General features: G+C 32.3%; 12 protein-coding genes. 10 read left to right on the forward strand and 2 right to left on the reverse strand.

Features of this window, described 5'->3' with window-relative positions:
• Window positions 1-16: 16 nt before the first annotated feature.
• Entirely contained in the window at window positions 17-2,839 is a 2,823-nt protein-coding gene (gene polA, locus N456_RS10395; RefSeq protein WP_148639286.1) for a DNA polymerase I, read from the forward strand.
• 355 nt (window positions 2,840-3,194) lie between these two features.
• On the opposite strand, the gene N456_RS10400 is transcribed toward polA, so the two are convergent.
• A complete protein-coding gene (locus N456_RS10400) occupies window positions 3,195-4,391 on the reverse strand; it encodes a serine hydrolase domain-containing protein (protein WP_062056606.1) in 1,197 nt (398 codons plus the stop codon).
• A gap of 70 nt (window positions 4,392-4,461) precedes the next feature.
• A complete protein-coding gene (locus N456_RS10405) occupies window positions 4,462-7,155 on the reverse strand; it encodes a DUF5916 domain-containing protein (protein ID WP_062056608.1) in 2,694 nt (897 codons plus the stop codon).
• A gap of 440 nt (window positions 7,156-7,595) precedes the next feature.
• On the opposite strand from N456_RS10405, the gene rplM reads away from it, so the two are divergent.
• The 9 genes from rplM (at window position 7,596) to N456_RS10445 (ending at window position 15,981) form a co-directional block, all read left to right on the forward strand.
• The gene (gene rplM / locus N456_RS10410; RefSeq protein ID WP_062056610.1) at window positions 7,596-8,051 is read left to right on the forward strand and encodes a 50S ribosomal protein L13; all 456 of its coding nucleotides are present in this window, start codon (window positions 7,596-7,598) and stop codon (window positions 8,049-8,051) included.
• On the forward strand, window positions 8,051-8,437 hold the full coding sequence (rpsI, locus tag N456_RS10415) for a 30S ribosomal protein S9 (RefSeq protein WP_062056612.1): 387 nt from the start codon (window positions 8,051-8,053) through the stop codon (window positions 8,435-8,437). The genes rplM and rpsI overlap by 1 nt, the downstream gene beginning before the upstream one ends.
• 132 nt (window positions 8,438-8,569) lie before the next feature.
• On the forward strand, window positions 8,570-9,379 hold the full coding sequence (gene rpsB / locus N456_RS10420; protein ID WP_062056614.1) for a 30S ribosomal protein S2: 810 nt from the start codon (window positions 8,570-8,572) through the stop codon (window positions 9,377-9,379).
• A 175-nt stretch (window positions 9,380-9,554) separates the two neighbouring features.
• Window positions 9,555-10,523, forward strand: coding sequence for a translation elongation factor Ts (gene tsf / locus N456_RS10425; protein WP_062056616.1), 969 nt, complete (start codon window positions 9,555-9,557; stop codon window positions 10,521-10,523).
• A 175-nt stretch (window positions 10,524-10,698) separates the two neighbouring features.
• Complete coding sequence (locus N456_RS10430; RefSeq protein ID WP_062056618.1) at window positions 10,699-10,998, forward strand: hypothetical protein; 300 nt, start codon at window positions 10,699-10,701, stop codon at window positions 10,996-10,998.
• A gap of 390 nt (window positions 10,999-11,388) precedes the next feature.
• Window positions 11,389-11,514: a hypothetical protein gene (locus tag N456_RS25150; RefSeq protein WP_262482828.1), complete on the forward strand. Its 126-nt coding sequence runs from the start codon at window positions 11,389-11,391 to the stop codon at window positions 11,512-11,514.
• Between the two features lie 608 nt (window positions 11,515-12,122).
• The gene (gene pyrH / locus N456_RS10435; RefSeq protein ID WP_062056620.1) at window positions 12,123-12,830 is read left to right on the forward strand and encodes a UMP kinase; all 708 of its coding nucleotides are present in this window, start codon (window positions 12,123-12,125) and stop codon (window positions 12,828-12,830) included.
• A 48-nt stretch (window positions 12,831-12,878) separates the two neighbouring features.
• Window positions 12,879-13,442: a ribosome recycling factor gene (gene frr, locus N456_RS10440; protein WP_062056622.1), complete on the forward strand. Its 564-nt coding sequence runs from the start codon at window positions 12,879-12,881 to the stop codon at window positions 13,440-13,442.
• Between the two features lie 88 nt (window positions 13,443-13,530).
• Entirely contained in the window at window positions 13,531-15,981 is a 2,451-nt protein-coding gene (locus N456_RS10445) for a DUF5686 family protein (RefSeq protein ID WP_062056624.1), read from the forward strand.
• Window positions 15,982-16,033: the final 52 nt, after the last annotated feature.

Here is a 16,033-nt window from a genome sequence, read left to right on the forward strand (position 1 = left end):
AAAAAAATCAATTCCTATTATGTCACAAAAACGTCTCTTCCTTCTGGATGCTTTCGCTCTAATTTTTCGAGGATATTACGCACTTATCAAAAATCCAAGAATAAATTCTAAAGGTCAAGACACCTCTGCTATACTAGGTTTTGTAAACTCTTTATTTGATGTCATAAAAAGAGAAAAACCCGATCACCTGGCTGTTGCTTTTGATAAACAAGGAAGTAAAGATAGACTAGAAATTTTCCCAGAATACAAAGCCAATCGCGACGAAACCCCAGAGGCAATTAAAATTGCAGTGCCTATAATACAAGAAATCTTAAAAGCTATGCATATCCCAATCATAGAACTTGCGGGTGTAGAAGCTGATGATTTAATAGGAACTATTGCAAAACAAGCTGAAAAAGAAGGATATCAAACCTATATGGTAACACCAGATAAGGATTATGCACAACTGGTGTCTGAAAATATTTTTATGTATCGCCCTGCCAGAATGGGGAATGGTATCGAAATCTGGGGAATACCCGAAGTGCAAAAAAGATTCGAAGTAGAAAGACCTGAGCAAGTCATTGATTATCTAGGGATGATGGGAGATGCTGTAGATAACATCCCTGGACTCCCAGGAGTTGGTGATAAAACAGCTAAAAAATTCATTGCAGAATATGGCTCCATGGAAGGATTATTAGCAAATACCGATAAACTGAAAGGTAAAATGAAAGAAAAAGTAGAGGCAAATGCAGAATTAGGTCTTCTTTCTAAAAAATTGGCTACTATCATTATAGATTGTGACGTAAACTTTAATGCAGAGAACTACGAACTTACAGAACCTGACACAAAAAAAGTACATGAAATTTTTGAAGAGTTAGAATTCAGAAGACTTACAGATCAATTTGTTAAGATTTTTTCTAATGAAGAAACACCTAATACCCAAAATAGTTCATCCCAAAAAAAGAAAACACCACAGGCAGGAGCAGGACAGTTTTCATTATTTGAAGGAAATGAAAATACATCCGAAACAACTAATTTTTCTAGTAAGAAAACAATAGTTAATACCGAGCACTTCTACCAAAGTATCGCTCCAGGAATGGCTATGAAATTATTTTTGCAAAACGTACTAAAACAAAAAAATGTATGTTTTGATACCGAAACCACCGGACTTAACCCTCTTACTGCCGAATTAGTAGGAATTGCGTTCTCTTGGGAAGCCGGAAAAGGGTTCTACACACCTTTCCCCGAAGATCGTAACGAGGCACAAGAGCTAATAGAGCAACTACGACCTTTCTTTGAAAATGAACACATTACAAAAATTGGTCAAAATTTAAAATATGACATCAAAGTATTAGCAAAATACAATATAGAAGTAAAAGGAGCATTATTTGATACCATGCTAGCGCACTATCTTATCAATCCTGATATGAGGCACAATATGGATGTGCTTGCAGAAACATATCTTAACTATACTCCTGTATCGATTACAGAATTAATTGGAAAAAAAGGAAAAAATCAATTATCTTTTAGACAAGTACCTCTTGATAAGCAAACCGAATATGCTGTAGAAGATGCAGATATTACCTTTCAACTAAGAGAACATTTCGCTCCTGAACTCGTAGAAGCTAAAACAGTTTCTCTATTTGAAGATATCGAAACTCCATTACTCAGAGTTCTAGCAGATATGGAAATTGAAGGTATTAATTTGGATAAAGAATTCTTACAATCTCTTTCTAAAGAACTTGACAATGATATCAAAATATTAGAAAACAAAATATATACCGAAGCAGGTGAAGAGTTCAATATTGCCTCCCCAAAACAACTAGGGGTTATTTTATTTGAAAAAATGAAACTGGTAGACAAACCAAAAAAAACAAAGACTGGTCAATATTCAACAGCAGAAGATGTATTATCTTATTTAGCCAAAGATCATGAGATCATTCAAAACATACTAGAATTTCGTGGTTTATCAAAACTAAAAAGCACCTATATCGATGCACTACCAACACAAGTTAATGAAACATCTGGTCATGTACATACTGATTATATGCAAACTGTGGCAGCTACTGGTCGATTAAGTTCTAACAATCCTAATTTACAGAATATCCCTATTCGTACAGAAAGAGGTCGACAGGTAAGAAAAGCATTTATTCCTAGAAGTAACGAATATACATTACTTGCAGCAGATTATTCGCAGATAGAATTACGAATTATTGCAGCACTAAGTAAAGAAGAGACTATGATCGAAGCTTTTAAAAATGGAGAAGATATTCATGCTTCTACTGCAGCAAAGGTATTTAATGTTTCTCTAGAAGAAGTTACCAGAGAACAGCGTAGCAATGCAAAAACGGTAAATTTTGGAATCATCTATGGTGTTTCTGCCTTTGGGTTAAGCAATCAGACAAACCTTTCTCGTAGTGAAGCTAAAGAATTAATAGACACCTACTACAAAACCTACCCTAAGCTACGTAATTATATGAGCGAGCAAGTTGATTTTGCTAGAGATAATGGATATGTCCAAACAGTTTTAGGAAGACGTAGATACCTTAAAAATATTAATTCTGCTAATGCCATTGTAAGAGGTGCTGCAGAACGAAATGCAGTTAATGCTCCTATCCAAGGGAGCGCTGCTGATATTATCAAAATCGCAATGATTAACATTCATAAAAAACTAAAAGAAGGGAATTACAAAACAAAAATGCTACTTCAAGTACATGATGAATTGGTATTTGATGTTTATAAACCTGAATTAGAAACCATTAAGACTTTAATAAAGACCGAAATGGAAAATGCATATATCCTAGAAGTACCATTAGACGTTGATATGGGATTAGGTAATAATTGGCTAGAAGCGCATTAAACCGGCATAAAGTAATTATTTTCGGTAGTGTCCAACATACTACAGCAGGTATTAATTTAACAGTTAACAATCCTGAAAAATCTACACGAAGCTTTAATTTTTCAATTAACATCAATAATTATGCTATTGTTTCTGACAACCATAAATATTTTACATTCTCAAGCTACTTATCAAATACTTCTAACAGAGCAACTAATTACAATTTTAACCACGAAACGAATAATCTTACATTTTCATTCTCTTTTAATGTAACAGGATATAATAATTTACGTAATAACAATAAGATACTTTTTAGTTTACACAGTAATCAACAACCTTGGAGCAAGCTCATGAGGGATTTAAACAACTAAGCTCATTAGTTGTTTTTAAATGCATCCATATAAAAATCATAATAATTTAAAAAAGTTGGAATTACAGGACCATTAAATGAATTAGGACTATTAAACAATACACAGATCCCGATACCATTATCAGGATCAATTAATAACTGTGTCTTATACTGATTAACATTACCTCCATGATACACAACTCTTCTACCTCGATAATCCAAAACTCGCCACCCCATAGCATAGTATGAATCAGTAACACCATCCCATAGGTTAACATAGGTATCTTTAGTGCTCGTACAAACAACAGGATTAAAAATATCCTTAAGACTATTTTTAGAAATAATATCAGGACGATACCCTAGTAATACCTTTAAATACTCTCCCATATCAGAAATAGATGCATTAACTCCTCCTGCTGCTGCTACATTATAATAGTTTTTGTGGAGTTTATCTAATCTATATTTCTTTGAATAATGATTATATGAGTGCGGTAATGCTACATTAGTATTATTTTTTATTGCAGAAAAAGTACTAGATGCACTCTCCATTCCTGCTGGATCAAACACTCTTTCTTTAAGAAGGGTTTCAAAAGGTTGTTCTGTACGCTTCTCCATAATTTTCTCTACCACCGAAAACATTGCATTTTGATACTCATAATCCGTTCCTTCTCTGGCAACAACTCCTTTTTGTTTAAAATTGCTAATAATATATTCTAAAGACAGTCCCTTATGTATCAAATTTGTGTATGTATACTTATAAAGTCCTGTCGTATGAGATAATAAGTGTCGTACCGTAAGTCTATCTGCTTGCTCTCTATTTTTTAAATCAAATTTTTTTAATGCCTTTTTAATTTTTTGCTCCCATTGCAACTCATCATGATCTATCAGGTTTCCTGCAAGAACTGCTGTCACCCCTTTAGACAAACTAGCAATCCTAAAAACAGTATGTACATCAATAGAATCCCGTGTATGGATTTCTTTTACTCCAAAACCTTTTTTATACACAACAGTAGAATCTTTTACAATTACAATAGCCGCTCCTGGGCATTCTGAAATATTAAAATTAGTAGTAAAAAACTTATCATAATGCTCTAAAAAAAACGACAAAGAATCTTTCTTTGACACTTTAGCCTCTTCTTTAACTATGCTTACCTTTTCTTTAGGTTTTGATGTCTGACATGCTACTACAAAAATTGCTATAGCTATTATATAAAAACACTTCATATTACGATACTCTATATTCTCGCAAAATACGTTTAAAATTATGTATTGTGTAAAAACTTTTTCAGAAACTTTATAATACAAACCTATAGGTTGCCTTAATCAGAAAAGTATTTTCTGGATGCCTATTCAGAATTTGATTATTCAAACTTCTAAACAAACGATCTGATGGGGCCCCATCTCCAGTAATCCCTTGTGACCAAACTAAAAATATTTCAGAACCAGGGATATATTCCCATCGTAATACCAAATTAGATCGAAACTGAACAAAAGCAAAATCAGGATCATCAAATGTATAATCTGTTACACCATCCCTATTCTCATCAACCGCATACTCATCATCCACAAAAGAAATTTGATCCTGTTCGTACAATGTTACTCGTTCATCAAGATTTTTAGCAATAGCATTATTTACATAATTAAAGTCTGTATACCTCCCTCTGGAGATAAAAGGTTGCCCATAATATTCAATCGTCAGATTAGGATTAACACTGTAGTTTAACCGTACACTGGCGCTTAAAGTCTGTTGATCTATTTTAGCCGTTATATACCTAGCAGTACCATTAAAATCTTTTTCTGTAACATATTGTGTTCTATTTGGGTTTTCTTCAAACTCTGGATTTAAGGACACACTAAAAGCATTAAATGGCTGATATTGCAATCGTAGTACATATCTATTAAAAGAAAAATTGTTCTGCTGGGCCCTAGAACCATCATATCCAACAGTAAAATTAAATTTCTTCCTTTTATCTGAACCAAAAAACAAGAAAGTGAAATTTTCATCAGAAAATCGCCATCTTGGTCCTCCTCTCAAAAATGTATTTATAAAAATGCGAGGCTTATGCCCTAAACCTATTTCTGTCCACCAATTATTTTTATAATTTATATATCCCTTTAATCGATATTGAATTCGATTATAATTACCATCAAAATCAAAAGTTGAAAACTGATTAAACTGAATATTAGCTCTTCTGTATAAATTAGTAGGTTTTAGAAAAAGATATCGCACATTAGCAAATTGTCTAATCTCATCTGCCTGACGTAAAAAACCTACATCATTTAACTCTAATTCTGGCGAACGCCAAAAAACTCCGGTATTGTATCTCCAATTTCCTCCTCCAGACTTTCCACCCATCAATTTCCCTCCTGTTCCGGTTAATGAAGTTCGATTAACATCTAAACTTACATGACTAGCATCTACTCTCTGAAACAAATGAGTAAGTCCTTCTTGTGTTTCTTTAATTGCTTCTTTAGACCCCTCTACATGACTAGCGATAATATTTCCTTCCACAAAATACTTCCTATCATTCCAATTATGCCTAAAATCTAATCCTCCCGTATATGCTGATTTTCTAAGAAGATTTAGATTATTTTCCCTTGTTCCTTTTATTTCTGAAGTTTCATCTGTATTAGGATCATCTTCATCTATGGCAAACACATCGCCTAAATTTCTATTCGTAACCGTAAAGATTCCTCCAATAAATGAATTGCGTTTATTAAAATCTTTCTGAATTCTACTCACAAAATAATTCGTCATAGGCTCCACAATAGCCTCTCTCCTATTACCTAACTTATCCTCTATTTCTGCTATTTCTCTAGAGGTAACACTTTCTAAAACTCCAATAGACCATCCATTTTTAGTTTTTCCACTAAATTTTGCCGCTCCTAGGATAGTCGTATTAGATGGTTTATTAATAAATTCATCATCTAACTCAGAAATTGTCCCTTGTGGAGCTCTACCTATTCTTCGGGAATAAAAAATATTATCCTGTCCATTAGCAAATCTATAATCAAATATATTTTTGTTTTCTACAAAAAACGGTCTCTGTTCTCTAAAAAAAACTTGAAAACCATCTAATACTATCGTCGCAGGATCCGCTTCCACCTGTCCAAAATCAGGGTTAACCGTTAAATCCAACGTTAAATCATTAGTAACACCTATTTTTGCATCTACCCCTCCATTAAGTTTAAAATCATCTCCTTTTCTAAAAGGGTTTCCTTTTTCCTCTGAGTATGTATCTAATTGTGTTACCAAAAATGGTTGAATTTCTAATTGTTTTTGTGGTTCGATATTAATCAATCCGTGTAATTCTCCAAACTCACTAATAAATCCAGACGCATCTCTAGGTATACGCTGCCATACAGACCGTTCGTCTTTACGAAAAAACATTCTACTCATCTGAAGTCCCCATATTTGCTCCTCTCTTTTCCCAAATTTCAATTGACTAAGTGGTATTTTAATTTCTGCTGTCCACCCTTCATCATCAATAGCACTTGCCGCATACCATATCGGATTCCAACTACTATCCCAGTTGCCTCCATTTTGTGAAACAAACTCGTCTCCCTTAACACCTGCTGCAGTAATTGTAAAAGAAAATCCTGTTCTTTTATCATGATATGTATCTAAAATCATTGTAATTCGATCTCCGGCAAAACCATCTCTCCTTGACAATCTATTTTCAATCTTATCAGGCTCTGTATCATAGCATCGATAAGCTACATATAAGTTTTTTTGATCATATCCGATCTTAAATTTAGTTTTTTGACTTGGTGGAGTATTCTCATCAGGTTGACTTTCAATAAAACTCCCACTCCATTCCACCACGTCCCAACTAGGCTCATTAATCACTCCATCGATAATAGGTACATTATCCTTATCAAAAAGTTTTGTATTATAAATTCTTTTTTTTAGCACACTAATAGAATCTTGCGCTATAATCACAATAGGAAACAGAAAAAATACCAAAAAACCGGTATAATATCTCATAATATGTATGTTGAATGATTGATACACCTAAAATGATAGAAATTATTACAGTTTGTCACATATTATATGTTTTTTAGTAAAAAATTAACAAAAAAAACAATATTAGCAGGCAGTTAACACTGTATTTTTTTTTAAAATCACATAAACTATACATTAATATTATTAAATAAATTAAAATAGTGGTTATGCTCATTAATCAACTTTACTTTCATTATTAGTAAAAAAAATGTCTTAATCCTACAATTTGTTCGTAATTCTAAGAGAGGCATCATATAAATAGGCAAGTATGTTTCTCATAAACTTTAACATATCTGAAAACCAATGAGTCATACTTTAAAAATAATATCAATTACCTGTTTGCTATATAAATATATAATTGTACATTTGCACCCCTATTTTATATAGGAAAAGGAATGTTTAATTAGTAAAAAATAATTAGTGTGGACACATTAAGTTACAAAACAGTATCTGCTAATAAGGCTACCGTTACAAAAGAATGGTTGCATGTAGATGCTGAAGGACAGACTTTAGGACGTCTTTCTTCTGTAGTTGCGATACTACTTAGAGGAAAGCGTAAACCTAACTTTACCCCACACGTTGATTGCGGAGATAATGTTATCATTACCAATGCTGAAAAAATCAACTTAACAGGAAAAAAGTGGACTGATAAATCATATATCCGTCACACAGGCTATCCTGGAGGGCAAAGAAGTCTTACTGCTCAGGAATTGTATGACAAAAATCCAGAGCGTTTAATCGAAAAATCGGTAAAAGGAATGTTACCTAAAAACAAATTAGGAGCAGCTTTATTCCGTAATTTAAAGGTATATGCAGGAGCAGAACATAATCAAGAAGCTCAGCAACCTAAAACTGTTAACTTAAACGAATTTAAGTAATGGAAGTTATTCACAAAATTGGTCGTAGAAAAACGGCTGTAGCTAGAATCTATCTTAAAGATGGTTCTGGAAAAATTACGGTTAACAAAAAAGATCTTGCTGACTATTTCCCAACTGCTACTTTACAGTACAAAGTAAACCAACCTTTAACTTTAACAAGTAATGAGGATAAATACGATGTAAATGTAAATGTTTATGGTGGAGGAATTACTGGTCAAGCAGAAGCTGTTCGTTTAGCAATATCAAGAGCGGTATGCGAATTAGACGAAGAAAACAGAACAATCCTTAAACCAGAAGGTTTGTTAACCAGAGATCCAAGAATGGTAGAGCGTAAGAAATTCGGTCAGAAGAAAGCTCGTAAGAAATTCCAGTTCTCTAAACGTTAATTTATTAAAACAGTATTTGTTGTTACCTCAGTTTTTAGAGGGGTTAGTTTAGCATCTAAATGCCCAAGGTCATACATAAAGTAGCCACTTGAGCATTGCTATAAATCCAACAGAACGTAAACTATTACAAAAATGGCAAACAATATCGAAGTAAAAGAATTACTTGATGCAGGTGTACACTTTGGTCACCTAACAAGAAGATGGGATCCAAATATGGCTCCGTACATCTATATGGAGCGTAATGGTATTCACATCATTAACTTATATAAAACTGCTGCAAAAATTGATGAAGCTAGTGAAGCTTTAAAGAAAATCGCAGCATCAGGAAGAAAAATCCTTTTTGTAGCTACAAAAAAACAAGCCAAAGAAATCGTTGCCGAAAAAGCAGCTAAAGCTAATCAACCATACATCACAGAAAGATGGCCTGGTGGTATGTTAACTAACTTTGTTACTATTCGTAAAGCTGTAAAGAAAATGGCTGCAATTGATAGAATGAAGAAAGATGGTACTTTTAACACATTATCTAAGAAAGAACGTTTACAAGTAGACCGTTTAAGAGCTAAATTAGAAAAGAATTTAGGTTCTATCTCTGATATGACTCGTCTACCTGGAGCATTATTTGTTGTAGATATCACTCGCGAGCACATCGCAGTAAAAGAAGCTCAGAAATTAAACATTCCTATTTTTGCAATGGTTGATACAAACTCTGACCCACGTCAGGTACAGTATGTAATTCCTGCAAATGATGATGCTTCTAAATCTATTGACAAAGTAATGACCTATGTTAGTGACGCTGTTATAGAAGGGCTAAACGAAAGAAAAGCCACAAAAGAGGCTCCTAAAAAAGAGGCTCCCGCAAAAACAGAAGCTCTTGCTGCGAAGACAGAAGCCAAAGCAGAAGCTCCAGTAGTAACAGAGGCTGCAAAGCAAGAAGAAGAATAAACTGATTGATAATCACAATCTTTTAAAATTCGAAGTTAAGTATTGATCAATTAAGAGAAAACTTAACTTTAATATAAAATTGACAAGTCGTTTGGTTCTTTACTTTTGCAGTACTAACTAAGCGACTTATTTTTTATAAAAACAATATACATTTACACATTAAATATTTAAAGATATGGCAAAGATTACAGCAGCCGAAGTAAGTAAATTGCGTAAGGCTACAGGTGCCGGAATGATGGACTGCAAAAAAGCACTTGTTGAAGCCGAAGGAGACTTTGACAAAGCAATCAAAATCCTTAGAGAAAAAGGACAAAAAATAGCTGATAAAAGAGCAGACAGAGAATCTTCTGAAGGTGCTGTTATTGCAAAAGTTAATAACGCCAAAAACAAAGGGATAATTGTTTCTCTTAATTGTGAAACTGACTTTGTTGGAAAAAATGATTCTTTCGTTTCTTTAGCAAAAGAATTAGCTGAAATAGCAATTAACGTTTCTTCTAAAGAAGATTTATTAACAGCTGATTTTAATGGTATGACTGTTCAGGAAAAACTTACTGAACAAACCGGTGTTATTGGAGAAAAAATAGAGATTGGTGATTTTAAAGTACTAGAAGCTCCTTTTGTTGGATCTTATATTCATGGAAATAAAATTGGCGCTCTAACTGGATTATCAACCCCTATAGACAATGCAGAAACTCTTGCAAAAGATATCTCTATGCAAGTAGCTTCTATGGGAGCAACCACACTTTCTTATAAAGATTTTGATGCAGAATTTGTTGCTTCAGAAACACAAGCAAGAATTGCTGCAATCGAAAAAGAAAACATAGAACTAGAAAGATTAGGGAAAACATTAAAAAATATCCCTCAATTCATCTCTAGATCTCAGTTATCTGAAGAAATACTTGCGCAGACAGAAGAAAACCTAAAAGCAGAACTTAAAGCTGAAGGGAAGCCTGAAAAAATCTGGGACAAAATTCTTCCTGGAAAGTTAGAGCGATTTATTTCTGATAATACAACTCTAGATCAAGAACAATGTCTTCTTGACCAAAACTTTATCAAAGACGAGAAGAAAAGTGTTGCCGAATACGTAAAGTCACTTGGCGACGTTGCTATTCTTAACTTCGAAAGAGTTTCTTTAGGACAATAAAATATATTTTTAGCACACTTCAGTATGTGTTAAATAAAACAAAGAACCATTTAAATATATTTAGATGGTTCTTTTTAGTTCATATAAAATAGAGATATATAAAAAACTATAGCAATAAAAACTTTTTATAGGTAACATTTAAACATTTCATTATATAAATCAGTTAACCATAACAATGAAAAGAATAACATCATTAATTACTTTACTGATATGCTTTAATACAACCAATGCTCAATCACCAATTAATGGAGTCTTAAGTCATACTAATTCATACCTTACTATAAACCCTTATAACAGTAATTATGACGATGGCTCATTTACTCAAATATTTTATGATGAAAACAATAGGTTGATACATTTTTGGAATTCAAATAATGAAAAAACCTTTACTGGTTTAAAAGTTGAGAATCTTTTTTCAATTGGAAAAATAGCTATCAGACATACAACACCCATAGAATCATTATACATTTTATAGGAACCTTAGGTTTCCATGGCACAATATCCCTAATAATATACCTAACGGCCACTTACCTCACTCTTAGTAATTAATTGTTAGTCTTACTATACAAAATAATCACTTTTATTAATCTTATCTAAAACACAAACAGCAATGTATTTAGATAAAGACAGATCATTAAATTTAAGAAATGTTTTAAAATTTAAAGGAACTAAACCCGATAACACATCTAAAGACTACTGGAGGATCTAGCAGAACAGCCGATCATGGACTGCAATTCCATTGAAATGAAAAAATTAAAGTCAATTAAAAAAAAATCAATTTACATTTGATGGATTAATAAAATCAAAAGAAATAAAACTAGCCCCAAGTGTTTAGTCTGACTTTGTTTTTAATGACAATTACAACTTGCCAACTCTTCGAGAAGTAGAGAACCATATTAAAGATAAGAGGCATTTAAAAGATATTCTTAATACCGAAGAGGTAAAAGAAAGTGGAATTTACCTTAGAGAAATGGATCCTAAATTACTTTAAAAAATAGAAGAATTAACACTCTACACTATTCAACAACAAAAAGAAATAGAAGAGTTAAAATCAGTAAATAAAAAGTTTCTCAAACTACAATCTAAGTTAAAAATCCTGGAATCTAAAAAATAAAGAACTCGTAAAACTCATAGGTATATCACACTAGCATTCGAGATGCAATAACCTACACTACAACAATAAATCAAAAAAAAGACTACTCTCTAAGAGAGTAGTCTTTTATATTCACCTTCATTTTAAAATATTTTCTCTATATCCCCACCATGTTTTATAAATATTATAAATTCATTTAAGAGCTTACCCCATAATATAAACCGACTCCCCAATCAGTTTATATAAATACTTAAAGTTTTTATATATTAAAAAACACACGAGTTCTATTTTAAAAATACTTCTTCTCCCATATTTTTCTTGTTTTCCTTGGGACAAACTTATAACATAATTCAACACCAATCAATAGTTCCATCAGGGGAAAACAACCCTTTTTTTTACCAAAATCTAAAAATTTCGGTATCTAACTCAAAAAAACAAGCTTTATAATCTAAAGTATTTCTTAAATTAAGAATATCATTATATTTGCACCACAGTTAAATCTCACAATGAAATATAAAAGAATATTACTTAAACTATCAGGCGAAGCTTTAATGGGTGATCGTCAATATGGAATTGACCCTAAAAGATTAGCAGAGTACGCACATGAGATTAAGCAAATTGCTGAAAAAGATGTAGAAATAGCCATTGTAATTGGAGGAGGTAATATTTTTAGAGGTGTTGCCGGAGCTAGCAAAGGGATGGATCGAGTACAGGCTGACCATATGGGAATGCTCGCTACAGTGATTAATGGATTAGCGCTACAAAGTGCCTTAGAAGATGCTGAAATACCAACTCGATTACAATCTGCGGTAAAAATAAACGAAGTTGCAGAACCTTTTATACGTCGAAGAGCAATACGCCATCTTGAAAAAGGAAGAGTTGTAATTTTTGGAGGAGGTACAGGAAATCCTTATTTCACTACAGATTCTGCAGCGGTACTTAGAGCTATAGAAATCAATGCTGATGTTATATTAAAAGGTACTAGAGTAGATGGAATCTATACTTCTGATCCAGAAAAAAATGCAGATGCTACAAAATTTGATTTCATATCATTTGATGATGTATTACGTAAAGGATTAAAAGTAATGGATACAACCGCATTTACATTAAGTCAAGAAAATGAATTACCAATAGTTGTTTTTGATATGAATAAATCCGGAAACCTACTGAAAGTAGTTTCTGGTGAAGCCATTGGTACTCAAGTAAACCTTTAATCATATTGGCTTATTTTTTGATTAGTCAAAAGAAAAAGAATTAAAATAATGAACGAGGAAGTAAATTTTATTATCGATTCGACAAAAGAGTCAATGCAAGCTGCAATTGCTCATTTAGAAAAAAAATTATTAAATATTAGAGCAGGTAAAGCATCTCCAGCAATGCTAGGAGGTGTAATGGTTAGTTATTATGGATCCCCTACTCCATTAAATCAAGTGGGCAATGTAAGTACTCCTGATGCAAGAACCATTACTATCCAGCCTTTTGAAAAATCTCTAATTCCTGAGATTGAAAAAGGTATTCAGATCGCAAATCTAGGTTTCAATCCTATGAACAACGGAGAAAGCGTTATCATCAGCGTCCCTCCACTTACAGAAGAACGTCGTAGAGATCTTGCAAAACAAGCTAAATCTGAAGCAGAAGACTCTAAAGTAGGTGTACGTAACGATCGTAAAAATGCAAATAGCGAGATTAAAAAATTAGAAAAAGACGGATTGTCAGAAGATTTAGCAAAAAATACTGAGGTAGATATTCAAGAATTAACAAATGCATATATCAAAAAAATTGATGAAATGCTTACTATAAAAGAAAAAGAAATTATGACGGTTTAATAGTACCCGGCATACGTTAATTATACTAAAGCGTTTCTGATAAAGAAACGCTTTTTTGTATCTTCGTTTTTTGAACCTATCCGGTATAATGCAAAACATTTTTTTCTGTCTATTAGTTTTTACACACACTCTCTTAATTTCTCAAATTAATATCAGTGGTATTGTTATTGATAAAAACTCTAATCTTCCTTTACCTTTTGCTACAGTAAAATCTAACAATTCTTCATATGCTTTAACCTCTATCAAGGGAGAGTTTGTTATGCATACTAACATTTACCCAGTTAATTTAACGATAAGCTATCTGGGATATCACACAGAAACCATTCTAATTACATCTAAGGATTCAAAAAAAATTAAGGTTCAGCTTCGTATTAAAGAAGAAAATCTAGATCTCATAAAATTGAATACACGCGAAAATATTGCTGTTAAAATTATTAAGGAAGCAATACGGCAAAAAAATAAAAACAATCCTAATAAATCTTTAACAGGTTTTAGTTACAAAAGTTACAACAAACTAAAAATTACAGAGGATAATCAGGCAAAACTAAATACTCTTGACACTACTAATACCGAAATGGAGCACTTGTTCAACAAAACACACTCTTTTTTATCTGAAAAAATTAGTCTACACAAGTTTAAAAAAAATATTGAAGAAAAAGAAACGGTTTTAGCGACTAGAATGACAGGTTTCAAAGAACCTGTATATAGTGTATTAGGCATAAAAATACAATCTGGATCCCCTTATAATCAAGATTATACTATTTTTAATAATAAATATATAGGTCCTTTATCAGATAATGCGATTAGAAACTATTATTATAAAATATTGGATACGATACAAGGCAAACGACCTGCTTTTGTTGTTCTTTTTCAACCTCGTAAATCTAAAAATTTTGCAAGCTTAGAAGGGATGTTATATTTAGACACAAAAACATTAGCCGTCCAAAAAGCCGTTATCGAATTACGAGGAGAACTCAATGTGATAGCAACTCATGATTTTAAATATTTTCCTAAAAAAGAGATTTGGTTTCCTATAAAACAAGAAATTGCAATAAGACCTGGTACAGGAAGACAAAAAGTAAGTCTTTTTGGTGGACAAATTTCAGTAGGAAGACTAGATAACAATAAGAAGAAGAAAAAAAAGCTAACGAAAACTAATGATTTTCTAATTTCTACTTCTGACTTATTTGATATCAAATTAGAAATCCCACAAAGCATCAAACAAAAACAAGCTACTATTCAAATTGATCCTCAAGCAAATAACAGATCTAATTCATACTGGAACAAATACAGAACTAGTACTATTACCAAAAAAGATTCGAAATCATTTAAAGTAGTAGATAGTATCGTAAAAGCACAAAAAATAGAACGGAAAATTGATGTAATACAAAGTTTTAATATAGGATACTACCCCGCTAATTTTTTCAATTTTGACCTCACTTATCCTATAAAATATAATAACTATGAAGCATTGCGATTAGGATTAGGTGGAACAACAAATACTAAACTCTCCAATAGGTTTAGATTAGGAGGATATGTAGCTTATGGGTTTAGAGATTCAAAATTTAAATATGGTTTAAATGGAGGAGTACTGTTAAACAGAAAATCAAATTCATGGTTAAACTTCAATTATACTAAAGATATTAAAGAGGTTGGAAGTTTTTTTTACCTCACAGATAGAAGGGTTTATTCTTTATTTGAACCACGTCTGGTTAATATCAATTTTTATTACAAGCATAAAACATGGGCCGCCAGTTTACAACAACAAATATTTCCCAAATTAATATCTGAAACTCAGTTTTCAATAAGTAATATCGCTCAAACCGATAGTTATAGATACCTAAACAGAGGTAATTTATTATCGACATACAAAACAGCAGAAGCTACAATAGCATTACGATGGAGCCCATTTAGTAAATTCTTAAAAACACCTACTTATTATAAAGAAATCAATGAAGGGTATCCAAAGATAACGGCTCAGTATACTCAAGGTTTTAAAGGGATATTTAACAGCAACTTTTCTTATCAAAAAATAGGGTTAAAGGTAGCATACATTATCAATCGAATTAATCAATCCAAAACAAGTGTCTTATTTGAGGCTGATATAGCCAATGGTAATGTCCCTCTTACCCACCTATATCACGCCTATCCTAATGCTCCTACAAAAGAAACAATACTTCAGCGATTCTCTGTCGCTGGCAGAAGAACTTTTGAAACTATGTTTTTTGGTGAGTTTTTTAGTAACCAACTTGCAACTCTTCAAATTAAACATAGTATAAAACCTATAAAAATAACCAATTGGTTTAAACCAGAGCTTGTTTTTATAAGTCGCTATGCTATTGGAGACATTAGCAATCTAGAGAATCATAAAGGAGTTGATTTTACATCGTTACAACAAGGGTATCAAGAATCCGGTCTTGAAATCAATAAGCTATTTGCGGGTTTCGGTCTCAGTTTTGCATACCGCTATGGTGCATATCACTTACCTGTATTCCAAGATAATATTTCGCTGAAGTTCACTTTTTATTTAAAACTGTAGGTATTTGATAATAAATCATTTTCTTTATCAAAATTCATAAATAATATTCTTC

It is taken from the genome of Aquimarina longa SW024, from assembly GCF_001401755.1.
Lineage (GTDB): Bacteria > Bacteroidota > Bacteroidia > Flavobacteriales > Flavobacteriaceae > Aquimarina > Aquimarina longa.

Coding starts and splice junctions, on each gene's coding strand:
- N456_RS10400 (WP_062056606.1), bottom strand. CDS start 4,391: ATGAAGTGTTTTTATATAATAGCTATAGCAATTTTTGTAGTAGCATGT.
- N456_RS10405 (WP_062056608.1), bottom strand. CDS start 7,155: ATGAGATATTATACCGGTTTTTTGGTATTTTTTCTGTTTCCTATTGTG.
- rpsI (WP_062056612.1), top strand. CDS start 8,051: ATGGAAGTTATTCACAAAATTGGTCGTAGAAAAACGGCTGTAGCTAGA.
- rpsB (WP_062056614.1), top strand. CDS start 8,570: ATGGCAAACAATATCGAAGTAAAAGAATTACTTGATGCAGGTGTACAC.
- tsf (WP_062056616.1), top strand. CDS start 9,555: ATGGCAAAGATTACAGCAGCCGAAGTAAGTAAATTGCGTAAGGCTACA.
- N456_RS10430 (WP_062056618.1), top strand. CDS start 10,699: ATGAAAAGAATAACATCATTAATTACTTTACTGATATGCTTTAATACA.
- pyrH (WP_062056620.1), top strand. CDS start 12,123: ATGAAATATAAAAGAATATTACTTAAACTATCAGGCGAAGCTTTAATG.
- frr (WP_062056622.1), top strand. CDS start 12,879: ATGAACGAGGAAGTAAATTTTATTATCGATTCGACAAAAGAGTCAATG.
- N456_RS10445 (WP_062056624.1), top strand. CDS start 13,531: ATGCAAAACATTTTTTTCTGTCTATTAGTTTTTACACACACTCTCTTA.